Below are 22,536 nucleotides of genomic sequence, written 5' to 3'. Positions count from 1 at the left end.
ACCCGACGTCACGATGGAGCTGTTCATGCGCACGATGGAACCGAAGGCCGGCGGGCTCGCCGACGCCGACGCCGTGTCCGGAGATCAGAGATGACCGCTGATCCCGAGCCGTGGACGTCGTCCGCGGTACCGGTCCACAGCGACCTGCTCGCGGCGAAGACCTGGGTGTACGACGTGAACGGGTTCAGCTGCTCACGACCGGTACCCGAGCCGGAGAGCGCCGCCTACTGTGCGCATGAGTTCACCCTGGACGGCGCTTCCGTCAGGTTCCGGGTGGCGAAGACGACCCCGACGAAGATCGGCCAGTTCGTCACCGTGTGGAAGAGGTCTCCGGACGGACCCATCGCGCCGTTCGACTCCGAGGACCCCGTTGATCTCGTCGTGATCAGTTCCCGCGAGGAGCACCACTTCGGGCAGTTCGTGTTCCCGCGGAAGGTGCTCTGCGAGCGGGACGTGATGTCCAGGAACGGCATCGGCGGCAAGAGGGCCTTCCGCGTCTACCCGCCCTGGGTCACAGCGGTCAACCGACAGGCCCGCGGCGCCCAGGCCTGGCAGCTGGAGTACTTCCTGCGGATTCCCGAGGACGGGTCGGCGGACGCCGTGCGGGCTCGCGCGCTCTACCACCCGTAGAGCCGGCGGGCCACCAATCGTGAGCAGCGGTAAAGAGGAAATGCGGGCGAAACCTGCCTCCTTCGGTTTCGGTCTCCTTTCCCGCCCGAAATCGGGGCAGCGCGCAACCGTGGAGAGCCTGAGCGGGTCCTTACCTGTGGTCGTTCCGCACCGGTACGGCCACGACCCGCATCGGGCCTGCGAGCGAAAGAGGCTGCATGCTCCGCGTTCACTTCACCCCACATGACCTGCAGAACATTCGCATTGCCCAGCATCCTGATCCGTTATGGGAACTGGTGTGCAGTGTCTGCCGACTGCAAACCGGACAAGGACCGCTGGATTTCGGCCATTGGCGCGGTTCGGCCCATGACCGGTTGCGCAGAGACCACGTCGCGAAGCGTGCCCTGCAGCTGCTGCGACAATTGATCCCGCCGTCCGGCTACATTCCGGACTTTCTCACTCCGACCGATACCGGCCCCGAACTCTTCGCCGGCCTCGACCAGGTGCGCCGTACTCCGCGCGGTCAACTGACCCGCGAATTGGCACGGCTTGCCGAGTCCCGTCCGGTCCCGAACTGGGCCACCACGCTGGGGGAGCGCGGAGCAAGCGGGCTCGTTCCCCTCACGGGAGCCCTCGCCACCTACCACCGGGCACTGCTGCAGCCGTTCTGGCCCCGAATCCGCACGGCCGTTGACAACGATATCGGCCGGCGTGCGCGCACCCTGCTCGACGGCGGCACCCAGGCGCTGCTGGAAGGACTGCGCCCGATGGCGCGGTGGAACTCCCCGGTGCTGGAGGTGGATTACCCGGTCGACCGGGACCTGCATCTGGCGGGACGCGGCCTGCTGCTGGTCCCGTCGTACTTCTGCTGGGGCCGGCCGACGGCTCTCGCGGACCCGGGCCTGACTCCGGTGCTCGTCTACCCCGTGGTGAAGGTGCCGCTCGACGGTGAGGGCGTGACGGAAGACGGACTGGTGCGCCTGCTGGGCAGGACCCGGGCCGCGGTGCTGGCCGAAGTGGCCAACAGGAACGATCGGACCACCTCGGAGGTGGCCGAGGCCGTGGGCGTCACGCTGCCCAGCGTCAGCTACCAGATCGGGGTGTTGCGGGACGGCGGACTCGTGGCCAGCCGTCGCGACGGGAAGCACGTTCTGCATACGGCGACCGCGTTGGGGCTCCGGCTGCTCGGCGGGGCAACGCCCGGTCTGGCGGACGGTCCGCTGCCGAAGGGCCCATTTAGCGTGTGCTCGAAATGATTGCCCGGTCGCAGTCCCCGGCACATGCTGTCCCCGCACCGGCAATGTGACGATGCACCGACAACGGTCTTCGCGGTGGTGTTCCCCGCGTCCCTTCGGCCGATGCCACGGCAGTGCATGAAAGGGCTCTCGTACAGTGAATGTGACAACCAGGCCGAGGCTGCCACGGTGGCTTCTCCTCCTCTCCGTCCTGCTGGCGATGGTGGCGACCACGACGATCGGCGCGGCCCCGGCCGCCCGCGCCGACTACCCCGATCCCGATCCGGGCGACCCGGTCTGCGGGCCCAACTGGGTGGTGATCTCGGCGTACGGCACCGAGGAGGACACCACGCACCAGGGCGCGGGGATGGAGTGGGGCTCCAGCGGAGTCAACAGCTGGTTCATCGCAGGGATCGTGCAGTCCCTGCACGACAAGGGTGTCCAGGACCAGGCGATCAAGGTCCGTAACCTCAAGTACCCGGCGTCGCTGATCTCCCGCCCCTGGCCCGGCGGTCTGCCGGACTACTGGACCGGACTGAACATCGGCCGTGACCGGCTGGCCAGCGAGGTCAACTTCTACGCGGGGTGCTCCAACCATCCCCATCTGATCCTGCTCGGCTACTCGATGGGCGCGCACGTCGTGAAGTCGGCGCTGCAGCTGCCCGTGGTGCAGTCGCACGCGGACACCATCGGCGCCGTGCTGACGGTCGCCGACCCCAGCCGCAACAACGGCCAGATCGGTATGGCCCAGGCGGGTTCGATGCTCACCATCAACCCGGACTTCAGCACCGGCACGGCCGCTGTCGCCGACGGCGGGCTGCTGGGGCGGCTGAACGTTCCGGGAGCGTTCGCCGGATTCATCGGCGACGGCCGGTACTTCGACGTGTGCCGCACCGACGACCACGTCTGCAATCGTCCAGGACCGCCCAGTACGGACGACCTGGCGCAGCAGTTCGCGTACAGCCTTCCCGCGCACACCCAGTACGGCGCGGGTGACCACGGCGCGACGGCGAACCGGATGGCGGCCAAGGCGGTGTCCACCGCGGTCAGTTTCGCCGCGTCGGGCGGATCGGATCCCAACCCGAACACCCCGTGCGCACCGCACACCGACACCGACCCGATGGGCGCCGCCGCCATCGCGGCCGCCTGCTCCGTCATCGCGCAGGACACCTGGTACACCTGGGGCGGCGGGCACAGCGTCTCGCCGCCGCAGGCGACGTTCGGCTCGGTCGACCAGTCCGACCCGGTCCGCAGCGCCAACGACCCGTTCCGCAAGGGATTCGACTGCTCCGGCTACGTCCGCTTCGCCTACTACAAGGCCGCGGGGTACGACATCATCGGCGATCGCACGGCGGACTCGGCGTACCGGGCGCCGTGGTCGGTGCGGTTCGGCCCGCCGATGGGTGAGAGCGTTCTGCGGGCGGGGGACATCGTCTACTTCGGTACTTCCGCGAACATCCATCACACCGCGATCTATCTGGGCACCGGGCTGATCGCCGAAGCCCCGCAGTCCAACGAGAAGATCCGGGTCTCCCCGATGTCCAACCACCACGACTACATGGGCGCGGTCCGGCCGTCGGGCTCCGGCAGCGGGGGCGGTGGAGGCGTCGGCGGTCCCAACTCCACCTGGGGCACGGACGTCCGCACCCACACCACACCGTCGACGTCGGGGCCGGTCTACACCACGCTCAGCGGCCCGACCGCGATCCGGATCGACTGCCAGAAGCACGCCCAGTCGGTCACTGCCGAGGGGTACACCAACGACGTCTGGTCGCACCTGCCGGACATCGGCGGCAGTTGGGTCTCCAACATCTACGTGCGCGGACCGGCATGGCTTCCCGGCATTCCGGCCTGCGACGGCTCGGCGCCGGGAGGCGGTGCCCATTCCACCTGGGGCACCAATGTCAACATCCGGGCCATCCCCTCGGCCTCCGGCCGACTGGTGACCACACTGGCCGGTCCGACGGACATCGGCATCTCCTGCCAGAAGCACGCGGAGTCGGTGACGGCGTCGGGCATCACCAATGACGCGTGGAGCTTCCTGCCCAACTACAACGGTTGGGTGTCGAACATCTTCGTCAAGGGCGCCGCATGGCTGGTCGACGTCCCCACCTGCGGTGGCGGCAACGGCGGGGCCGTGGGCGGCGATCACATGACGTGGGGGAGCAACGTCTACCTGCACACGGCCCCGACGGCCACCAGTGAGCGCGCGGACCTGCTTCCCGGCCCGACCGCGGTGACGATCGACTGCCAGGTGCACGGCCAGTCGGTGACGGCCGAGGGCATCACCAACGACGCCTGGAGCCACCTCGCCGACCGTCAGGCGTGGATCTCCAACATCTACGTCAAGGGGGCCGCCTGGCTCGACGGCGTACCGGCCTGCGACGGCGTTCCCGGCAGTCCGGGCGGTGAGACTCACGGAAACACCCGCTCGACCTGGGGCACCAATGTGCGCGTCCACCAGGACGCCACGTCCGGGTCCGGGGTGGTCACCACGCTGGCGGGGCCGACCCAGGTGACCGTGGTGTGCCAGAAGCACAGTGAGAGCGTCACCGCCGACGGCTACACCAATGACGGTTGGAGCCGGCTGGCGGATCAGCAGGGCTGGATCAGCAACATCTACATCAAGGGACCGGCCTGGGACGACTCGCTGCCCACCTGCTGAGAACGACCAACGGCTCACGGACCAGGCGGCTGGCCGCCGCGTCCGTGAGCCGTGAGTCGTCAGTCGTTCCGTCCGCGGACGGGCTCGGGGATCGAGCCCGTCCGCGGAGCGGGTCTCAGCAGCTCAGGTTGTTGCCTGCCGGCACGCCGAGGATCTGGACGAAGCGCTGGTAGGCGTCGATTCGGCTCTGGACCTGGGCGGGATTGCCGCCGTTGCATTCGATGCTTCCGTTGATGCTACGGATGGTCTCGCCGAAGCCGGCGCTGTTGACCATCGCGTTGTGCGGGGTCATGGTGCCGGGGCCGGTCTGGGTGTTCCAGTACCACAGCCCGGTCTTCCAGGCGACGGAGGAGTCGTTCTGGACGAGGTTGGGGTTGTGGAGCAGGTCGATGCCGAGTGCGTCGCCCGCGGCCTTGTAGTTGAAGTTCCAGCTGAGCTGGATCGGACCGCGGCCGTAGTAGGCGGCCTGGCCGGCGGGGCAGCCGTAGGACTGGCTCGCGTCGCAGTAGTGGGGGTAGTTGGCGGTGTTCTGCTCGACGATGTAGACGAGTCCGCCGGTCTCGTGGTTGACGTTGGCCAGGAAGGCGGCGGCTTCCTGCCGCTTGACGGTGTCGCTCCCGGTGTTGGCGAAGCCGGGGTAGGCGCTGAGCGCCGCGGTCAGGCCGCTGTAGGAGTAGAACGAGTTGCGGCTCGGGAACATCTGGTTGAACTGGGCCTCACTGACCGGGAAGCCACCCTGGCTGGGCGGCGTGGTCGGTGTTCCGCCACAGGTGTACGGCTCCCAGTACCAGGTGCTGATGACCGGGTCGTAGCCGGGATTGTCGTGCTCGGCCCGGTACGCGTTGCCGTCGGTGTACTTGACGACGTCACCGGTGACGTACGCCCGGCCGGCGACCCACGCGGGGTAGTCGCACGACCCGGTGCCGCCGGTGCCGCCGGAGCCGCCCGAACTGCCGCAGGCACCCTGGTCGGCCCAGACGGCGGCGGTGCCGGGCGTCTCGTTCTGGGTCCACCACTTCGCGGACCAGTTGTGACCGTTGTAGGACGCGGACAGGCCGCCGGTGTACACCGTCGAGGAGCTCCACGCGGTCGTACACTCCGCGGCGGACGCGGTGGACGCCAGCGGTACGAGGACCGCCAGTCCGACCGCGACGATCAGAGCGGTGAGGAACGCCATGATCCGTTGTTTTGACACGAGGCCACTCCTAGTGGGGGATTGAGTGGGGGATCGACCTGCACTCAACCCGATTGGTCTGGACCTGTCAAGGTCCAGACCAATATTCCACGAGGTAGGGGCTGTTCGACGGCGTGGCCCAGGTAGCCTGCTGAGCGGCGACCGCAGGGCGAAGGACGGGACGGTGACCGGAGCGATGACGGACAAGGGTGTGGCGGGGTCCGCGGCAGGCCGAACGGCGTTGGTCATCAAGGTTCCTGAGGCGGAACCTCTGGTCGGCGAGTGGCGACGGCGGTTCGACCCCGCCGCGCAGACCGCGGTCCCCGCGCACGTGTCGGTGCTCTATCCGTTCCTGGATCACCCGCGGATCGATGGCTCCGTCGTCGAGGCGCTGCGGGATGCGCTGGGCGCTCACGCGGCCTTCGACATGACCTTCCGCCGGAGCGGACGCTTCCCCAAGATGCTCCACCTCGTCCCCGAGCCGGACGGCCCGCTGCGCGCGCTCACCCGTGACGTCGTCGGCCGCTGGCCGCAAGCGCAGCCGTACGGCGGCCGGTACGACGACGCGGCGCCCCATCTGACCGTCGCCTATGGCACGGAACCCGGCGTGTTCGACGCGATCGAAGCCGATCTGGCGGCCGGGCTCCCCTGCGCCACTCGGGTCACCGCGGTGCAGCTCGTGGTCTGGGACGGCGCCCGCTGGTACGACGCGGAGACGTTCGCACTGCGCGACTGAAAGGTCTGTCCGGATCCGGATCCGGCCGCTGGGCCATACGGGTCACTCCGCCAGGCAGGGACAGGACGTCACGCTGTTGAGGTCCACCGGACAGCCGTTGTCCGGGCCGCGGACGCAGGCCCCCTCCCCGCAGCACGAGCAGTTGCCGCAGGAGGTCGAGAGCAGCCGCGGCTGCCGGGACATCTGGACGGGGCTGTTCACATCACGTTGTTCTTCCACAGAGGACTGGATACCACCTGCGTCCGCGGTTCGCCCGTCGGCGCAGTACCCCTCAGCCGGCACTTCGGACGGGGCAGCCGGCGTCGGCGATGACGAAGGAGCCGGGCGTGGACTCCTGCAGGGTGTGGGTGACGAAGACGTTGTCCAGGCCCATGTTCTGGTTGGAGCCGTTGGCGTAGGCGTAGCCGCCGCTCTGGTGCGCGCGCCCGGCCGCGACGTGGTGGTAGTTGTCGGCGGTGAAGCACCGGGGTGCCGATCCGATGGTCGTCGCGGTGACCGCCGCCGAGGCGGCACCTGCGGTGCCGGAGGAGTCGACCGCGGTGACGGTGTAGCTGTAGGCGGTGCCGGAGGCCAGCCCGGTGTCGGTGTACGACGCCGACGTGGCGGACCCCGCGGCGGCGCCGTTGCGCCGGACGGTGTACGAGGCGGCGCCGCCGACGGCGTCCCAGGCCAGTGACGCGGTGGTCTCGGTGGTCGCGGTGACCCGTACGCCGGTGGGCGCGGGCAGGGAGCCGGGGCCGCCTCCGGGAGATCCGTCCAGGCCCCAGAACGTGGCGGTGTAGTAGGTGGAGCAGATGGTGTTGAGGAAGTAGGCGCCGGCGGTACCGCACTGATCGGTGCCGGCTCCCGGGTTCACGGCGAGGCCGTGGCCCATTCCGGAGATCGAGTAGAGCGCGACGGCGGCCTTGCCCGTGGTGTCGTTGTAGCTGCTCCGTGTGGTGTTGCCGGGCAGGCTCTCGGTGCTGGACGCGGTCTGGCCGATGCCCCAGACGTCGGTCCACTGATCGCGCAGCTCGGTGGCGTTCACCGGGGTGACGGTGGTGTCGGACGTGCCCTGCCAGATCGCGACGCGCGGCCACGGCCCGGTGTACCCGGGAAAGGAGCCGCGGACCTTGTCGCCCCACTGGGCCGGAGTGAGGTTCTGGCCGGTGTTCTGGCAGGAGGAGGCGGCGCTCTGGGCGGTGGCGCACTGAGCGGGCAGCCCGGAGTCGACGGACCCGCCGGCGAACACGTCGGGGTAGTCGGCGAGCAGGTCGGCCGCCATGCCGGCGCCCGCGGACAGGCCGGTGACGAAGACCCGGTGGCTGTCGGAACCGAGCTGAGCTCTGGCGTGGTCCACCATCTGCATCACCGAGGCCGCCTCGCCGCGCCCGCGGGTGTCCTTGGCGGAGTCGAACCAACTGAAGCACGACAGGCTGTTGTTGGCCGTACCGGTCTGCGGGTAGACCACGGCGAATCCCCACAGGTCGGCGTACTTCTGCCAACCCGAGTGCGCGTGGTAGTCGTTCGCGCTCTGGACGCAGCCGTGCAGGGCGACGACCAGCGGGGCGCCGGCGGGCAGGTTCGCCGGCGTGTACTGATACATCGTCAGGTTGCCCGGGTTGGAGCCGAAGCCGGTGATCTGCTGGTAGGTGCCACCGGCCGCGCCGGCCGGCACGCTCGCCGGACCGGTGGCGAGGAGGCCGAGGACGACGATCACGCTGAGGCGTCGGAGGATCCCGCGCACGAGGGCTGGGGTCATGACGGGCCTGCCATTTCCACGAGGTGCTGTGCGACGGTCCGGGCGCCTTCGTCGCCGATGAGGATGGTGTAGTGGTTGGTGCCGGCCAGCATCAGCGCGGTGACGTTCGGGTGGTCGAGGCCGGCCGCGGCCAGCCGCTGCTCGTCGTACAGCCCCTGCGGCTCGTCCCTCAGACCGCGCTCGGCCCACAGCAGCCGGGCGTGGCCGGGCAGTTGGTGGACGGCGGCCAGGACGTCGTCGGAGAACAGCTCCACTCCGTCGGTGCGTACCGCCTCGATCCGGCAGGAGGACCGCAGTTCCGGCTCCTTTCCGACCAGGTCGCGCTGGACGTAGGCGTCCACCCAGGGCGCCCAGGACGAGGCGAGCGCCGGATGCGCCTGCCAGAAGGACCGGTAGGTGGTGCGGTCCTGGAAGGTCATCGACAGTCGGCGCATGGCCGGTCCGATGACAGCGGTGATCAGCTCGTCGGGTTCCAGATCCACCGGTGCCGGAAAACCCACGGCGCCGTCCACCAGCAGCAGCGGGGAGAACTGCTCAGGGTGGCGCACCGCGGCCACGGCCGCCACGAAGGCACCCATGGAGTGTCCGGCCAGGAGCACGCGTCGGGTACCCACCGCCCGCGCCACGGCGGCCGCGTCATCGGCGTGGCGGGCGATCCCGTACGGTCCCGGCAGCGCCGCACTGCCCGCCCGGCCGCGCAGATCGGGGGCGAGCAGGGTGACGCGGCCCGCCAGATGGTGGGCGACGCGCGCCCAGGACAAGGCGTTGCCGGTGATGCCGTGCAGCGCCAGTACCACCGGCGCGTCCGGCACCGCCGCCGGCCACCGCAGCACGGCGAGTTCCCCTCCCTCGACGGCGACGGTGAACTCCTCGAACGGCTCCGGCTCGACGGGCTCGACGAGCTGGTCGGGTTCGACGGGCTGGACCGGTTCGACGGGCTCGCTCCCGACCGGCTTGGCTCCGACCGGGTGCGCCTGCGTCGGTTCCTGGGGTGCCGCTGTCGCGGGGGATGGATTCTGCGTCATGACGCTGGGATCTCTTTCCGTTCGGCGGGCTGGGCATCTGTCATGGTGCGCCCGAGGGTCCGGGAGGACCAGATGGCGCGGATCCGTTCCGGCAGCCGCACCACCCCGCCGGGCAGCAGGTACACGACCGCGACGAAGGCGGTGCCGAGCAGGAACAGGGGCTGGGAGAGCGGGACGCGCAGCGCCGCGGGGAGTCCCGCCACCGTGCCTGACCCGGCGAGGTCGCCGAGACGGTGGTCGGCCCAGGTGTACAGGACTCCGCCGACGAGCGGGCCCCAACGCGAGCCGGAGCCGCCCAGGACCACCATCACCAGGAGCGACAGGGTGAAGTTCGACGTGGTGGTCTGCGGGGTGGCCCCACCGGTCAGCAACAGATACACGATGCCGCCGAGGGCCGCCAGGGCGCCCGACAGCACGAACGCCACGAGCTTGAAGCCGTAGGGCCGCAGTCCCAGTACCTCCACGCGGCGCTCGTTCTCCTTGATGCCCTCCCAGACCCGGCCGGTGGGTGAACGCACCGCGTAGTGGACGGCGGCCAGCGTGATGACCAGATAGGCCAGAGCGATCCAGTACAGGTTGACCGTGTGCTCGATGCCCACCAGGGAGGCGGGCAGCCGGTCCGCGGGCGCGGCGCGCCCCTCCTCCCCGCCGGTGAGGCCGCCCGGGTCGCGTGCGACGAGGATCGATCCGGCCTGGGCGAAGGCCAGCGTCACCATGGAGAAGCCGATGCCGCTCACCCGCAGGCTGACGGACCCCAGCAGTGCGGCCAGCGCCGTGCCGAAGAGCAGCGCCAGGAGCGCCGAGGTGACGAACGGCAGCCCGGCCTCCAGCATGATGGTGTTGGTGGCGTAACTTCCCGCGGCGAAGTACAGGGCGTGGCCGAAGGAGAGCAGTCCGGTACGGCCCAGCAGCAGGTCGTAGCCGGTGGCCAGCGCCCCGAAGACCAGGCACAGGGCGAGCAGTTGGAGACTGCCGGGGCTGCCGATCGGTCCGTCCAGCAGCCCCGGCAGGGGCAGCGCGCTGTACGGCGCGGTGAGCAGCACCAGCAACAGGCCGGCGGGCCACCACCGGGTGACGTGCCGGCGCCGTCGGACGCTGCCCGCGGTGGGGCTCCTGCGAACGGGGTTCTTCGTCTGGGTCGTGGTGGTCACGCGAGTCTCCCGGTGAGGCCGCGCGGCCGGACGAGAAGCAGTGCGGCGAGCAGCACGACCACGGCGAGGTCGCCGAGTCCCGCGGCGGTGTAGTAGTTGGCGAACTGCTGGACGAGACCGACGGCGACCGAGGCCAGTGCGGCGCCGGTGATCGATCCCATGCCGCCCATCACGACCACGACGAAGGCGAAGATGAGCAGTGAGGTGCCCTGGTTGGGGTCGACGGATCCGAAGTACAGTCCGCCGAGGGCGCCCGCGAGCGCGGCCGCGGCTCCTCCGATGGCGAAGACCAGCGTGAAGGCTCTGCGTACGTCGATCCCCAGCGCGGTGACCATGGCACGGTCCTCCACTCCGGCGCGGACGACGAGACCGTGCCGGGTGCCGCCGAGGAAGAGCTTCAGGGTGGCGAGCACGACCACGGCGGCGCCCGTCAGGACCACGCGGTTGACCGGGATCTGCGCGCCCAGCAGTGCGAAGGTGCCCGACAGTGCCCGCGGCCCGGGAAAGGGTCGGGCGTCGGCTCCCCAGATCGCGGAGAGCATCGCCGGAACGGCCAGTCCCACGCCGACGGTCGCCAGGACCTGCTCACGGGGACGCGCGTACAACGGCCGGATCAGGGCCAGTTCGAGGAGCACGGCCGCCAGAGCTCCGGTGCCGGTACCGAAGGCGACGGCCAGGACGAAGCCGAATCCACCGGACCCGGCTCCCGGAAGGTGGCCGGAGGCGGCCCACCAGGTGCCGTAGGCGCCGATGGACAGCAGCGCGCCGTGGGCGAAGTTCAGGACGTCCATCAGGCCGAAGATGAGTGACAGCCCGGAGGCGACCAGGAAGTACAGCGCCCCCAGTCCGAGCCCGGTGAGTGCGAGCAGCACGACAGTGGACATCAGACACCGCCCTCCGCGGTAGGTACGGAATCCGCCAGGTTTCCCGTGGGGAGTTGGGGCGAACCGGGTGGGATGTTCTGCTCATGGCGTCCGACGCCCAGGAGGCGGCGCATCGCGTCGGGGTCGGCGAGCAGGTGTGCGGCGGGGCCGCGGTACGAGGTGCGTCCGTCGGCCAGTACGACGCAGTGCTCGGCGAGGCGGCGCACCATGGCGAGGTTCTGTTCCACGAGCAGTACGGGTACGGCCTGTGCGGCGCGCTCCAGGACCTGGGCCACCTCGGTGACCACCTTGGGCGCGAGGCCCTTGGTCGGCTCGTCGGCGATGATCAACCGGTTTCCGTTCAGGAGGGTGCGGCCGATGGCGACCATCTGCTGCTGTCCGCCGGAGAGCGTTCCCGCGGCCTGCCGGGCGCGCTGTCTGAGTTCCGGGAAGAGCTCGTGCACCAGGTCGTAGGCGGGTGCGCCGGCGCCGCGCCGCTCGGCCAGCCGCAGGTTCTCCGCGACGGTGAGGCCGGCGAAGATCCCGCGGTCCTCGGGTGCGTATCCGATGCCGCGGCGGACCAGGGCGTGGGTGGCCAGCCGGATCGTCTGCTCGCCGTCGAGCAGGACGCTGCCGGTGCGCGGGACGAGTCCGAGGACGCCGCGCACCGTGGTCGTCTTGCCCGCGCCGTTGCGGCCCAGCAGGGCGGTCACCCCGGCGGCCGCGACATCGAGGTCGACGCCGTGCAGGATGTGCCGTCCGCCGATGACGACCCGCAGATCGCGGACCACCAGCAGGGCGCTGTCCCCCCGGGCGGTCACAACGCCTCCCCGAGGTACGCCCGCTGCACGGTGGCGTCGGCCATGACCGCCTGCGGGGTGTCCAGCGCCAGGAGCGTGCCGTGGTGCATCACCGCGAGACGGTCGGCCAGGCCCAGCAGCACCTCCATGTGGTGTTCCACCATGAGCACGGTGCGGCCCTCGTCACGGTGCAGCGAGCGGATGAGCTCGGTGAGCGCGGGGACCTCCTCGGCGCTGACCCCGGCCATCGGTTCGTCGAGGAGCATCAGCCGGGGCTCCCCGACCAGGAGCACCGCCAGTTCGAGTTTGCGTTTCCCGCCGTGCGACAGGCTTCCGGCCGGTGCCGTGGCGCGCTGCCCGAGACCGGTGCGCTCCAGCACCTCGCCGACCTGCCGCTCGTAACGGGCGGCACGCCGCCAGATCCGGTACGAACCTCCCGCGGCCGCCTGCGCCGCCAGTCGTACGTGGTCGGCCACCGTCATCGCCGGCCACAGGCTGGAGGTCTGGAAGGTACGGCCGAGCCCCCGCCGCGCCCGCGCCGGTACGGACTCGGCGGTGATGTCGGCACCATCGAGCTCGATGCTGCCCCCGGTGGCCGGGACGAGCCCGCTGACGAGGTTGAACAGCGAGGTCTTGCCGGCTCCGTTGGGCCCGATGAAGGCCAGGAACTCGCCCTCGCGCACGTCGAAGGAGACGTCCTGGACGATGGTGGCGCCTCCCACGCTCCAGCCGGCGTCACGCAGCCGGAGCACCGGAGGCCGAACCGTGCCGTGTCCGTTTCCGGCGCTCTGCGGTGTGCGGGTCGCGGAGGTCACGGTCAGCCCGCCATCGGCTTCACCGGGGGCGTGACCGCCGCCATCGGCAGGGTGGTGAGCAGGTGCGGCTTGGCGGCCGCGGTCGTCCCGGTCAGTTGCGCGGTGAACATCGGCTGGAGCAGTGCGTGGTCCTGGGCGCGGATCCGCTCGCTGCCCTTGGGCCCGTTGAACGTCCAGTCCTCCAGCGCCTTCGCCATCGCGGCGGTGTCGGTGGCGCTGCCGGTCTCGATGGCGTGCACGATCATCTGGGCCGCGGTGAAGCCGTCCGGACTGAACAGGTCGGGCGTCCCGCCCGCCTTGGTGATGCCGTCGAGCATCGCGGTCTCCACCGGGTTGGCGGCGGCGCCGGGGAAGTAGTGGGCCAGGAAGGACACTTTGCCCCCGGCGGGACCGAAGACCGGGTACGAGGCGGTACCGGCCAGCCCGGTCACCACCTTGCTGGAGTCCAGCACCCCCTGCTGGTTCAACGCCGTCCACAGGGCGGGGGCGGAGGCGCCCGCCCATGCCACGAAGACCAGATCAGGTCTGCCGGACTTCACCTGCCGGGCGAACGGTGTGAGGTCGCCCGCGCTCGGAGGTGCCAGCACGGAGTCGACCCGGGCGCCGCCCGCGCCCAACACGGCTTTCACCGCAGCCACGTTGGCCTGACCGAATGCGGAGTTCTGTGCCAGCACCGTCACCTCCTTGCCCCGGGCGTCGCCGAGCAGCGAGCCGGCGGTGAGGATGTCCTGGTAGGACTGCCGCCCCGAGCGGAACGTGTACTTGTTGATCCCGGTGACCGCGTCGGTCGCTGCCGGACCGCTGACGAACAGGACGTGGTTCTGCGCCGCCAGCGGCGCCATCTGCAGGGCCACTCCCGAATCGGTCGTCCCCGCCAGGATCCTGACGCCCTTGCCGAGCAGGCTCTTGGCCTCGGCGACGGCCTTGGCCGGATCTCCCGTGTCGTCCTGCTCGATGACCTCGACGGTGTGCCCGCCGACCTTGCCGGTGCCGTGCGTGGCGTAGGCAAGACCCGCGGTGAACCCCTCCCGATACTGCTTCCCGTACGCCGCGAGCGGCCCGCTGCGGGAGTAGACCAGCCCCACCTTGACGGCGGCGGAGTCCGCGCCGTCCGCGGCGGAGCCGCCGGCCGTTCCCGCGGCGCTGCACCCGGCCACCACCGCGCCGACGGCCAACAGGGCAAGCCCGCGGAGGAATCTGCTGTTCTTGGTGCGCGATGTACTCGAACGCATGGTGACCGGCTCCCGCAGAGGTGATTGGTTGCGCAAACCGTAGGAGCGCCGCGCTGGACCGGACATGTGGAGAAGCCACGCTCCTGCCGGGTCGGTCATGGTGGAGGGGAACATGGCGACCGCATTCCATTGAGGGGGCACAACGCACGCCCAGCGTTGTTCGTCCCGCGGTGCGACGGCGCGTCGTCTCGTTCGAGTGGTGTTGCGCGTCGCCATGGGGATACCGGGGAATGATTCCCCTAGCATGAAACCCAGTTGAAAGCCCGATCCCTCTTCGGCGTCCGTCCCTTTCCGTCCTCTTCCGTCACCGCATGAACCGACCGGGGCCGGACGACGGCCTCCGTTTCGATAGGAGGGACACCGTGAACCCGCGCGGATCGGTGCTCCTGGAATGGCTCACCCGCAAACTCGCTCCCACGCATTCCGTTCCCGCGCCCGGCGGTTCGCCGCTGATGGAGGGGACCCCTCGATTCACGGCCGACTTCTCCTCCCAGGACCAGTGGGTCGCGGGGCATTCATGGGCGTATCCGGACGGTGGCCCGGTCAATCCGGGGGACGACAAGCTGGATCATCTCGTGTCCGACGCCGAGTACTGCCGCACCGGCACCTTCCGGGCGTCCCGCCGTCCCGACGGCACCTGGAACACCGGCCTGCTGACCACCGAAGGCAGTGCGGAGGAATTCACCGTCCGTACCGGCGACATTCTCGAGACCCGCGTCAGGCTGCCGGAAGCGGTCGGTGCGTGGCCCGCGATCTGGACGTGGCGGGACGGCGGGAACGAGATCGACGTATTCGAATACCACCCCGACAATCCCGATCTGCTGGAATTGTCGAACCATGTCAGGGGCGCTCACAGCTCCTACGCCGACCCGTCGATCCGTCCCGGTGCCTGGGTGGATCTGAAGGTCGAATTCCGTGCGAGATCCGTCATCTGGTGGGTCAACGGCACCCGTGTCTTCGCCGACGGCAAGGGGGTGGGTCGCAACTGGCACGCCTACCTGATCGTGAACCTCTCGGTGTGCGCCGGCAGGTACCACCCCGCCCCGGAAGCCGATGTGACCACCATGTCGTACGAGGTCGACCACCTGCGCGTCTACGCGTCGGGCCGTTGACCCTCCTGCAGAGCGCAGCCTGCCCCCCGGTGACCAGCTCCTTTCCCGCGCCGCCCGCGAAAATCCGTTGCCGGTCGCTCGGCCGGTGGGGGAGGCTCCCGTCATGTCCGACAACGATCCGAGCCGTTCGCAGGCCGTGGCCTCCCTGTTCTCCCACGGGCGACTGGTGGCCGTCCCGCGCAAGACCGCCCGCCGCGAGCAGTTGCTCGTCCACCTGACGGAAACCCTGTTCGAGCGGGACCGGGAGTACAACGAGCGCGAGATCAACGACGCGCTCCTGACGGTGCACGAGGACTGCTCGGCGCTGCGACGCTATCTGGTGGAGGCGGGCCTGCTGTCCCGGACGAGGAACGGCGCCAGCTACCGCCGGATCCACTGACCGGACCGCGCGACCGCGCGATGCCACCTCTGGCCCGCCACCGGAACGGCCATCGCCCGCGCCGCCGGACTCCCGGTGACGCGGGCGAAAACCCCTGCTGTCAGGCGCGTTCCGTGGCGAGTGCCGCCATTTCACGGTCGACCGCGAGCTGGTGCTCCTCGGCGTCCTCCCTGGCCTTCTTCGGGCTCCATCGTCCGGACATCACGAAGATGAAGGGAAGGAAGAGCACCTGGCCGCCCACACACACCCACCACCAGGTGCGCCACTGACCGGGGCCGTCCTTGGCGGCCTTCTGCACCTTGGGCCCGTACTCCTGCAACAACTGCAGCTGGGGCTGTGCCTTCTGGACCACCGCGAGGTCGGCCGGCCCGACCTCCTGCATCGCACGGGCGGCGAGGGCCGGCGGGATGGCGGTCGGCGGGAACTTGCCGAGTTCGGCGAAGAGCTCCTGGTGGGCGCCGACCACAGCGAGTGCGGGACCCGCCTGGACCTGAGCGGCCTGCACCTCGGCACCGTGGTCGACCAGCGGGGTGACGGCGGTGACAAGGACGGGGATGAAGGCCGCGGAGACGGCGACGACGATCCGGATGATCCAGCCCCAGATGGCCAGGCCGGTGGCCGTGGCGGCCGGGTTGTGCTTCTCCACCGTCTCGGTGAAGCTCGCCATCCACGGCGCGTAGGCGAATCCGGCGAAGGCGCCGATGCCGACGAACAGCCAGGCGAACGTGTAGTAGTCGGTGCCCGAGTGGGTGGCGCGCATCGCGAACGCGGCGGTGACCACGATCGAGCCCAGCCCTCCCACGACCATGAAGGGCTTGCGCACCCGGAGCCGGTCCGACAGCAGGCCGGCGGCCACCAGGGCGACGGCGTTGGCGGCCCAGTACCAGTTGGCGACCGCGTTGGCGCGCTGCTCGGTGTAGCCGAAGACGGTCGCGAAGAAGACGACGAAGTTTCCGACCGCGGCGAAGTACAGCAGCAGGTAGACGCTGATGGCGAACGCGGAGCCGACCACGTCCAGCCGGAGCATCTGGCGCCAGTGGCCCTGCTGGACGGTCTTCGGGTCCATGCCCTTGGCACGGACCTCGACCAGCGCCCGGTCACGCAGGCTGACCATGATCTGGTCGCGGAGCGCGGGCGAGAGCTCACGCAGTGCGAACAGCGCGATGACGAAGACGACGAGTCCGGACGCGCCGGAGTACCGCAGTTCGTCCTGCCAGCCGGCCGAGTCGAGGGTGTTGCTGGTGACCGTGGTGACGACGAGGCTGCCGATCACCGGGCCCATCGTCCAGTACCCCATGGCGGTGGCCCGCCCGAGCTGCGGGGAGAAGTCGCGGATGAGCGCGGGGGTGGCGACCAGGACGACACCCTCGATGAAGCTCACACAGGTGAAGAGCACCAGGTACATGCCCTTGGAGGAGGCATTGGGCAGGCCGAACAGTACGAGCAGCGCGGCGATCAGCAGCCCGTAGACGACCATGTTGGCCCGCCCCCAGCGGTCCGCGAGGCCGGCGGCCAGTGATGCGAAGGCTCCCACCGCGTTGCCGATGACCGAGACCCAGATGAAGTAGCTGTAGGTCATGTGGAAGTGGGCGATGATCGAAGTGGCGACCGCGTACTGGATGTACAGCATGTAGTACAGGACGACGGTGGTCACGACAACGATCGCCAGGTACGCCATGCGCCGGCCGGTGGCGGGATAGTGCGCCAGGTCGCGGTGCCACAGGCGACCGGCTATGCCGGGCCGGGGTCTGACGGGTGGATCGGGGACGGCGTTGGTGTCGTCGTGCAGCGACGGGGGCGTGGCCATGCGGCTCCTCCTGATGCGGATGTGCGGGAGCGGATGCGCCTTAGAGGGGCGTGGCCAGAGGGTAGTACCGACCAGTCGGTACGGCCTAGATGCGTGCACGAAGGATTCGAAGCCTGTTCGAGGCGGCCCGGCTCACCCTGGCGACGTGCGCGGCGGGGAGTGGCACGGGTGGTCCGCCCGATTGGTACGGGGTCAGGCTCTCCGGACTGTCGACCTGGCCCGTTCGCAACGTTCGCAATATTCGCAACGTTCGGAACGGGGCCAGGGAGTCCTGGAGTTGCTGTTCGTCCGACGGCGAGTGGTCAGCCGCCGAACTGCCAGAGCACGCCGTCGTTGGTGATCGTCATGATCAGCAGGATGGCGAGGTCGGCGATGCCGAGGGCCAGGCCGAGCAGTGCGCGGCCGCGGCGCTGGGTTCCCTTGGCGAGCGCGGTGGAGGCCAGCGCGATGGCGCACGGGCCGAGCACGAGGTTGAGGACGAGCAGGCCGGGCAGGCCGAGCAGGAACGAGGCGACGGCCATGCCGTCGGCGTCCTTGCGCTCCCGGGTCGGGTGGGCGACGGACGGGGTGAGCTGGGTGTTCATGGTGTTTCCCCCTTGCTGGATGGTGTGGAACCGGATGGTTCTGCTGGTCAGCGGTGGTTGCGGACGCGGGCGATGCCCTCGCGGACACCGAAGGCCAGCAGCCAGGCGACGATCAGGGCCGAGGCGATGGTGAAGACCGAGAGCGAGGTGTGGGCGGCCGCGCCCATCAGGATGCCCATGGCCATGAGGAGTACGACGAGGCTCATTTGCGGTCCCTCCGTGGGGAGTTGGGAAGTTCGGGTAACAACTGTTCACTGACTGATGAGTCTACCCTGGCGATTTTCGGAGAACAGATGTTTACTGAATGACATGAGTCACACCCTCGGTGTCCGACAGGCACGCAAGCAGCAGACCCGCCAGGCCCTCCTGGACGCCTCGCTGGGCCTGCTGGAGCACCAGAATCTGAGCAGTCTCGGCCTGCGCGAGGTCACCCGCGCGGTCGGCATCTCGCCGACCGCGTTCTACCGGCACTTCCAAGATCTGTCGGACCTCGGGGTCGCCCTGGTCGAGGAGTCGCTCGGCAGCCTGCATTCGGCGATCCAGGCGGCGATGGCCGAGCAGCGGGACCCGGACCGGCTGATAGACCGCACGGTGGAGATCATCGCCGGCCATGTCCTCGACCACCGGCCGCACATCCGCTTCATCGCCCGCGAACGGCACGGCGGCGTACGTCCGGTCCGCGAGGCGATCGCCACGCAGCTGAGGCACTTCGTCGACGAGGTCGCCGCCGGCCTGGCCCTTCAGCCCGTCTCCGACGGCTGGACGTCGGACGACCTGCGGATGCTCGCCGAGCTCTACGTGGACCACATGGTCACGACCGCGTCCCAGTTCCTGGAAGCCACGCCGGAGGACGAGGAGCGCATCACCTCGACCGCCCGCCGCCAGCTGCGGGTCATCAGCCTCGGCCGCCGGCACTGGCTCGACGCCTGAGGACAGCCACTAACTGGTGTTCTTCGTAGCGAATACCTATATTTGTGGTATATAGCCCCAGCGCCAGCCCCATGGCCTTTGGCTCCGGTGTCCGAAGACCGGCGGTACGACGGCGCGGGCGGACTGGAGGTTTGTCATGCGCAAGGTCATGGACTGTCGGGACGCTCCCAGCGTCTCCGGTTGCACACTGACTATCAGTGGCGAAGAGGAAGAAGTGGTCCGCGCGGCAGCCGAGCACGCCGTGTCGGTTCACGAACACACGGACAGCAGCGAGATGCGCGAGCAGATCCGCGCGATGCTCAAGGACGAAGCCCCGCAACACGTGTGAACCAACGCCGGCTCCACCGCACAGACCTGCGGTGGAGCCTCCGTATGTGTGCTTCGTGGTGACGGAGGATTAGGCCGCACGGGTTGCGCATGGTTTCCGGATTTGCGGACAGATGCGCGGAGGGATGCCGTCCGGTTGGCCGCTCGTGTGCTGCGGAGTCCGGACGGTCGTCCTAGTGTCGGGTAACAGACCGTCACAAGACCGCACCGCCCATTTCGAACCGCAGGAGCCTTCATGCCGGAGCTGTTCATCGGCGGCCAGTGGACCGCCGCCTCCGACGGACAGGTGCGCGAGATCCGTTGTCCAGCGAACGGCACGCTGGTCGCGACCGTTGACGAGGCGGGTCCCGAGGACGCCGCTGCCGCGGTGGCCGCCGCACGCGAGGCGTTCGACAGCGGGCCGTGGCCCGGCACACCGGCCGCCCAGCGCGGACGGCTGCTGCTGCGCGTCGCCGATCTGCTGGAGCGCGACAAGGCCGCCTTCGCCCGCGCCGAATCCCTGGACACCGGGAAACGGCTGGTCGAGAGCGAATACGACATGGACGACATCGCCAACTGCTTCCGGTACTTCGGCAACCTGGCCGCCTCGGGCGGCACCGACCGCATCATCGACACCGGTACCCCGGAAACGGACAGCAGGGTGGTGCACGAGCCGGTCGGCGTCTGCTCCCTGATCACCCCGTGGAACTACCCGCTGCTGCAGACCGCCTGGAAGGTGGCGCCCGCGCTCGCCGCGGGCAACACCTTCGTGCTCAAGCCCAGCGAGCTGACCCCGCACACCGCCATCCTCCTGATGAAGACGCTGAAGGAGGCCGGGCTGCCCGACGGCGTCGCCAACCTGATCCTCGGCGCCGGGGCCGTGGCGGGAGCACCGCTCAGTACCGACGAGCGCGTCGACCTGGTCTCCTTCACCGGAGGGCTGCTCACCGGACGGCGCATCATGGCCGCCGCCGCGCCCACCGTGAAGAAGATCGCCCTGGAACTCGGCGGCAAGAACCCCAACATCGTCTTCGCCGACGCCGAGTTCGACACCGCCGTGGACTACGCCCTGATGGCGGTGTTCCTGCACTCCGGGCAGGTCTGCTCGGCCGGCGCCCGGCTGCTGGTCCAGGACGAGCTGCACGACGCGTTCGTGGACGAGGTGGTGCGACGGGCCAAGGAGATCCGGCTCGGCGGCCCGTTCGACAAGGATGCCCGCACCGGCCCGCTGATCTCCGCCGCGCACCGCGACAAGGTCGAGGCCTACGTCGCGGCCGGTCTGAAGGAGGGGGCGGTGCTGCGCTGCGGTGGAGCACGGCCCGACGACCCGGAGCTGGCCGACGGCTTCTACTACCCGCCGACGGTGCTGGACGAGTGCACCCCGGGCATGTCCGTGGTCCGCGACGAATCGTTCGGACCGGTGCTGACCGTCGAGCGGTTCCGTGACGAGGCCGAAGCGATCGCGCTCGCCAACGACACCGTCTACGGCCTGGCCGGAGCGGTCTGGACCCAGGACAGCGAGCGTGCCCACCGGGTGGCCGCCCGGCTGCGCGCCGGAACCGTATGGATCAACGACTTCCACCCCTACGTGCCACAGGCCGAATGGGGCGGTATGAAGCAGTCCGGCGTGGGCCGTGAACTGGGCCCGGCCGGGCTGGCCGAGTACCAGGAGGCCAAACACATCTGGCGCAACACCGCCCCCCGCCCGCAGCGGTGGTTCGAATGAGCACCCCCACCCCGGAGCCCGGGCCCGCGAACGGCGAGATCGACAGCGACGCGGCGCTCACCGAGCTGGGCTACAAGCCCGGTCTCAAGCGCACGCTCGGCAACTTCCACACCTTCGCCGCAGGCATCAGCTACATCTCGATCCTGACCGGCACCTTCCAGCTCTTCTACTTCGGTGTCAGCATCGGCGGGCCCGCCTACTGGTGGTCCTGGCCGATGGTCTTCGTCGGCCAGCTGATGGTGGCCCTGTGCTTCTGCGAACTCGCCGCGCGCTTCCCGGTGGCGGGATCGGTCTACAACTGGGCCAAGCACACCGGCGGCCCGCACATCGGCTGGCTGGCGGGTTGGATGATGACGGTCGCGACCATGGTGTCGCTGGCCGCCGTGGCCCTCGCCTACCAGCTGACGCTTCCGCAGATCTCCAGCATCTTCCAGGTCATCGGTGACGGCACCGGCAAGTACGACGCGGCCGCCAACGCCGTACTGCTCGGCACGATCCTGATCGTCTTCACCACCGTGGTGAACGCCTTCGGCGTGAAGCTGATGGCCACCATCAACTCCACCGGCGTCTTCATCGAGCTGATCGCCGCGGTCGTCCTGGTCGTGCTGCTGGCCGCGCACATCACCCGCGGTCCGAGCGCCATCATGACGACCGAGGGCCTCGGCCAGGGGCAGACGCTCGGCTACTTCGGCGCGTTCCTGACCGCCTCGCTCGCCTCGGCGTACGTGATGTACGGCTTCGACACCGCCTCCTCGCTCGGTGAGGAGTCGATCGACCCGGCCAGCAACGCTCCGCGGGCCATCCTGCGGGCGCTCATCGCCTCCTTCATCCTCGGCGGGCTCATCCTGCTCTTCGCGCTGCTGGCCACCCCTGACCTGCACGCCAAGGAGCTGTCCGTGGACGGGCTCCAGTACGTGGTGAAGGCCACGCTCGGCGAGACGATCGGCCAGGCCGTGCTCTGGTGCGTGGTCATCGCCATCACCGTGTGCGCGCTGTCCGTACAGACGGCGGGTCTGCGGCTGGCCTTCGCGATGGCCCGGGACAACAACCTGCCGGCCGGCTCGAAGCTGGCCAAGCTCCATCACCGGTTCCAGACGCCGGTGCTGGCCACCTGCCTGATCGGGATCGTGGCGATCGCCATCCTGGTCGTCAACATCAACCAGCCGCAGATCTTCTCGGTGGTCACCAGTATCGCCATCATCATGATCTACGTCGCGTATCTGCTGGTCACGACGCCCATGCTGGTGCAGCGGCTGCGTGGTGCCTGGACACCGTCGACCGATCACTTCTCGCTCGGTCGGTGGGGCCTGCCGGTCAACATCCTGGCCGTGCTCTGGGGCACCGCGATGACCATCAACCTGCTGTGGCCGCGCGCCGAGGTCTACAACGCCACCGGTCCCCAGCACTGGTACCTGCGCTGGGGCGGCGTCCTGTTCGTCAGCGTCGTCGCGGTCGGTGGCTTCGCCTACTACTGGTTCGTCCAGCGCAAGATGACCGGTGTCCTCGCCGAACACGCGATCGGGGAACCGCCGGAGCCCGCACCGGTCCACGGTGGCCCCTAGGGCCGTGCGCACGACCGGACCGCGAGCCCGGATCCCGAGCTCGCTCCGTGGGACCGACCGGTGAGCACGCACTGCGAAACGAGG

The 22,536-nt window shown here is 69.6% G+C and carries 21 protein-coding genes; 10 read left to right on the top strand and 11 right to left on the bottom strand.

The window, feature by feature from the left end; all coding sequences use genetic code 11:
* Positions 1-90 precede the first annotated feature (90 nt).
* From AC07DC_RS21670 to AC07DC_RS21660, 3 genes are all read left to right on the top strand, one after another.
* The gene (locus tag AC07DC_RS21670) at positions 91-630 is read left to right on the top strand and encodes a MepB family protein (RefSeq protein ID WP_478916052.1); all 540 of its coding nucleotides are present in this window, start codon (positions 91-93) and stop codon (positions 628-630) included.
* Positions 631-827: 197 nt separating this feature from the next.
* Entirely contained in the window at positions 828-1,865 is a 1,038-nt protein-coding gene (locus AC07DC_RS21665; protein ID WP_478916051.1) for an ArsR/SmtB family transcription factor, read from the top strand.
* Between the two features lie 142 nt (positions 1,866-2,007).
* On the top strand, positions 2,008-4,509 hold the full coding sequence (locus tag AC07DC_RS21660; protein WP_478916050.1) for an NlpC/P60 family protein: 2,502 nt from the start codon (positions 2,008-2,010) through the stop codon (positions 4,507-4,509).
* A gap of 115 nt (positions 4,510-4,624) precedes the next feature.
* Here AC07DC_RS21660 and AC07DC_RS21655 read toward each other — a convergent pair whose 3' ends face one another.
* Positions 4,625-5,686 carry a glycoside hydrolase family 19 protein gene (locus tag AC07DC_RS21655; RefSeq protein ID WP_478916405.1) on the bottom strand — a complete coding sequence of 354 codons (1,062 nt, stop codon included), beginning with the start codon at positions 5,684-5,686 and terminating at the stop codon, positions 4,625-4,627.
* A 181-nt stretch (positions 5,687-5,867) separates the two neighbouring features.
* Here AC07DC_RS21655 and AC07DC_RS21650 point away from each other — a divergent pair, with 181 nt between their 5' ends.
* Positions 5,868-6,419: a 2'-5' RNA ligase family protein gene (locus AC07DC_RS21650; RefSeq protein ID WP_478916049.1), complete on the top strand. Its 552-nt coding sequence runs from the start codon at positions 5,868-5,870 to the stop codon at positions 6,417-6,419.
* 271 nt (positions 6,420-6,690) lie between these two features.
* Here the strand turns inward: AC07DC_RS21650 and AC07DC_RS21645 are convergent, their stop codons facing one another.
* Genes AC07DC_RS21645 through AC07DC_RS21615 form a run of 7 tightly spaced genes read right to left on the bottom strand, consistent with a single transcriptional unit; the run spans position 6,691 to position 14,046 of the window.
* Positions 6,691-8,160 carry an extracellular catalytic domain type 1 short-chain-length polyhydroxyalkanoate depolymerase gene (locus AC07DC_RS21645; RefSeq protein ID WP_478916048.1) on the bottom strand — a complete coding sequence of 490 codons (1,470 nt, stop codon included), beginning with the start codon at positions 8,158-8,160 and terminating at the stop codon, positions 6,691-6,693.
* Positions 8,157-9,185, bottom strand: coding sequence for an alpha/beta fold hydrolase (locus tag AC07DC_RS21640; RefSeq protein ID WP_478916046.1), 1,029 nt, complete (start codon positions 9,183-9,185; stop codon positions 8,157-8,159). Before AC07DC_RS21640 ends, AC07DC_RS21645 begins: the two co-directional genes overlap by 4 nt.
* A complete protein-coding gene (locus tag AC07DC_RS21635; protein ID WP_478916044.1) occupies positions 9,182-10,336 on the bottom strand; it encodes a branched-chain amino acid ABC transporter permease in 1,155 nt (384 codons plus the stop codon). Before AC07DC_RS21635 ends, AC07DC_RS21640 begins: the two co-directional genes overlap by 4 nt.
* Positions 10,333-11,220 (bottom strand): branched-chain amino acid ABC transporter permease, encoded by an 888-nt coding sequence (locus tag AC07DC_RS21630; RefSeq protein ID WP_478916043.1) that lies wholly within the window; start codon positions 11,218-11,220, stop codon positions 10,333-10,335. The genes AC07DC_RS21635 and AC07DC_RS21630 overlap by 4 nt, the downstream gene beginning before the upstream one ends.
* Positions 11,220-12,020 carry an ABC transporter ATP-binding protein gene (locus tag AC07DC_RS21625; RefSeq protein ID WP_478916042.1) on the bottom strand — a complete coding sequence of 267 codons (801 nt, stop codon included), beginning with the start codon at positions 12,018-12,020 and terminating at the stop codon, positions 11,220-11,222. The genes AC07DC_RS21630 and AC07DC_RS21625 overlap by 1 nt, the downstream gene beginning before the upstream one ends.
* Positions 12,017-12,814 carry an ABC transporter ATP-binding protein gene (locus AC07DC_RS21620; RefSeq protein WP_478916041.1) on the bottom strand — a complete coding sequence of 266 codons (798 nt, stop codon included), beginning with the start codon at positions 12,812-12,814 and terminating at the stop codon, positions 12,017-12,019. Before AC07DC_RS21620 ends, AC07DC_RS21625 begins: the two co-directional genes overlap by 4 nt.
* Before the next feature lie 2 nt (positions 12,815-12,816).
* On the bottom strand, positions 12,817-14,046 hold the full coding sequence (locus tag AC07DC_RS21615) for a substrate-binding domain-containing protein (protein ID WP_478916040.1): 1,230 nt from the start codon (positions 14,044-14,046) through the stop codon (positions 12,817-12,819).
* Between the two features lie 452 nt (positions 14,047-14,498).
* On the opposite strand from AC07DC_RS21615, the gene AC07DC_RS21610 reads away from it, so the two are divergent.
* Positions 14,499-15,158 (top strand): glycoside hydrolase family 16 protein, encoded by a 660-nt coding sequence (locus tag AC07DC_RS21610; RefSeq protein WP_478916404.1) that lies wholly within the window; start codon positions 14,499-14,501, stop codon positions 15,156-15,158.
* A gap of 103 nt (positions 15,159-15,261) precedes the next feature.
* Positions 15,262-15,537, top strand: a complete 276-nt coding sequence (locus tag AC07DC_RS21605; RefSeq protein ID WP_478916039.1) for a DUF2087 domain-containing protein — start codon at positions 15,262-15,264, stop codon at positions 15,535-15,537.
* A 100-nt stretch (positions 15,538-15,637) separates the two neighbouring features.
* Here AC07DC_RS21605 and AC07DC_RS21600 read toward each other — a convergent pair whose 3' ends face one another.
* The 3 genes from AC07DC_RS21600 to AC07DC_RS21590 form a co-directional block, all read right to left on the bottom strand.
* Positions 15,638-17,344 (bottom strand): MFS transporter, encoded by a 1,707-nt coding sequence (locus tag AC07DC_RS21600; RefSeq protein ID WP_478916038.1) that lies wholly within the window; start codon positions 17,342-17,344, stop codon positions 15,638-15,640.
* Between the two features lie 302 nt (positions 17,345-17,646).
* Positions 17,647-17,928 carry a DUF4190 domain-containing protein gene (locus tag AC07DC_RS21595; RefSeq protein ID WP_478916037.1) on the bottom strand — a complete coding sequence of 94 codons (282 nt, stop codon included), beginning with the start codon at positions 17,926-17,928 and terminating at the stop codon, positions 17,647-17,649.
* Positions 17,929-17,975: 47 nt separating this feature from the next.
* Complete coding sequence (locus AC07DC_RS21590; protein ID WP_187144730.1) at positions 17,976-18,134, bottom strand: hypothetical protein; 159 nt, start codon at positions 18,132-18,134, stop codon at positions 17,976-17,978.
* A 103-nt stretch (positions 18,135-18,237) separates the two neighbouring features.
* On the opposite strand from AC07DC_RS21590, the gene AC07DC_RS21585 reads away from it, so the two are divergent.
* The 4 genes from AC07DC_RS21585 to AC07DC_RS21570 all read left to right on the top strand — a co-directional run bounded on the left by AC07DC_RS21585 (position 18,238) and on the right by AC07DC_RS21570 (position 22,452).
* Entirely contained in the window at positions 18,238-18,858 is a 621-nt protein-coding gene (locus AC07DC_RS21585) for a TetR family transcriptional regulator (RefSeq protein ID WP_478916036.1), read from the top strand.
* A gap of 136 nt (positions 18,859-18,994) precedes the next feature.
* A complete protein-coding gene (locus AC07DC_RS21580) occupies positions 18,995-19,186 on the top strand; it encodes a DUF1059 domain-containing protein (protein WP_478916035.1) in 192 nt (63 codons plus the stop codon).
* A 234-nt stretch (positions 19,187-19,420) separates the two neighbouring features.
* Positions 19,421-20,890 (top strand): aldehyde dehydrogenase family protein, encoded by a 1,470-nt coding sequence (locus AC07DC_RS21575; RefSeq protein ID WP_478916034.1) that lies wholly within the window; start codon positions 19,421-19,423, stop codon positions 20,888-20,890.
* Positions 20,887-22,452: an APC family permease gene (locus AC07DC_RS21570; protein ID WP_478916032.1), complete on the top strand. Its 1,566-nt coding sequence runs from the start codon at positions 20,887-20,889 to the stop codon at positions 22,450-22,452. Before AC07DC_RS21575 ends, AC07DC_RS21570 begins: the two co-directional genes overlap by 4 nt.
* Positions 22,453-22,536: the final 84 nt, after the last annotated feature.

Source organism: Streptomyces sp. NPDC045021, from assembly GCF_056432645.1.
This window is presented reverse-complemented; position numbering and strand designations above follow the sequence as displayed.

What these genes read in the sequence shown, in the direction of transcription:
- AC07DC_RS21615 (WP_478916040.1), bottom strand. Translation starts at nt 14,046, where the DNA reads ATGCGTTCGAGTACATCGCGCACCAAGAACAGCAGATTCCTCCGCGGG.
- AC07DC_RS21670 (WP_478916052.1), top strand. Translation starts at nt 91, where the DNA reads ATGACCGCTGATCCCGAGCCGTGGACGTCGTCCGCGGTACCGGTCCAC.
- AC07DC_RS21645 (WP_478916048.1), bottom strand. Translation starts at nt 8,160, where the DNA reads ATGACCCCAGCCCTCGTGCGCGGGATCCTCCGACGCCTCAGCGTGATC.
- AC07DC_RS21580 (WP_478916035.1), top strand. Translation starts at nt 18,995, where the DNA reads ATGCGCAAGGTCATGGACTGTCGGGACGCTCCCAGCGTCTCCGGTTGC.
- AC07DC_RS21590 (WP_187144730.1), bottom strand. Translation starts at nt 18,134, where the DNA reads ATGAGCCTCGTCGTACTCCTCATGGCCATGGGCATCCTGATGGGCGCG.
- AC07DC_RS21630 (WP_478916043.1), bottom strand. Translation starts at nt 11,220, where the DNA reads ATGTCCACTGTCGTGCTGCTCGCACTCACCGGGCTCGGACTGGGGGCG.
- AC07DC_RS21610 (WP_478916404.1), top strand. Translation starts at nt 14,499, where the DNA reads ATGGAGGGGACCCCTCGATTCACGGCCGACTTCTCCTCCCAGGACCAG.
- AC07DC_RS21595 (WP_478916037.1), bottom strand. Translation starts at nt 17,928, where the DNA reads ATGAACACCCAGCTCACCCCGTCCGTCGCCCACCCGACCCGGGAGCGC.
- AC07DC_RS21570 (WP_478916032.1), top strand. Translation starts at nt 20,887, where the DNA reads ATGAGCACCCCCACCCCGGAGCCCGGGCCCGCGAACGGCGAGATCGAC.
- AC07DC_RS21640 (WP_478916046.1), bottom strand. Translation starts at nt 9,185, where the DNA reads ATGACGCAGAATCCATCCCCCGCGACAGCGGCACCCCAGGAACCGACG.
- AC07DC_RS21605 (WP_478916039.1), top strand. Translation starts at nt 15,262, where the DNA reads ATGTCCGACAACGATCCGAGCCGTTCGCAGGCCGTGGCCTCCCTGTTC.
- AC07DC_RS21600 (WP_478916038.1), bottom strand. Translation starts at nt 17,344, where the DNA reads ATGGCCACGCCCCCGTCGCTGCACGACGACACCAACGCCGTCCCCGAT.
- AC07DC_RS21655 (WP_478916405.1), bottom strand. Translation starts at nt 5,686, where the DNA reads ATGGCGTTCCTCACCGCTCTGATCGTCGCGGTCGGACTGGCGGTCCTC.
- AC07DC_RS21575 (WP_478916034.1), top strand. Translation starts at nt 19,421, where the DNA reads ATGCCGGAGCTGTTCATCGGCGGCCAGTGGACCGCCGCCTCCGACGGA.
- AC07DC_RS21585 (WP_478916036.1), top strand. Translation starts at nt 18,238, where the DNA reads ATGAGTCACACCCTCGGTGTCCGACAGGCACGCAAGCAGCAGACCCGC.
- AC07DC_RS21665 (WP_478916051.1), top strand. Translation starts at nt 828, where the DNA reads ATGCTCCGCGTTCACTTCACCCCACATGACCTGCAGAACATTCGCATT.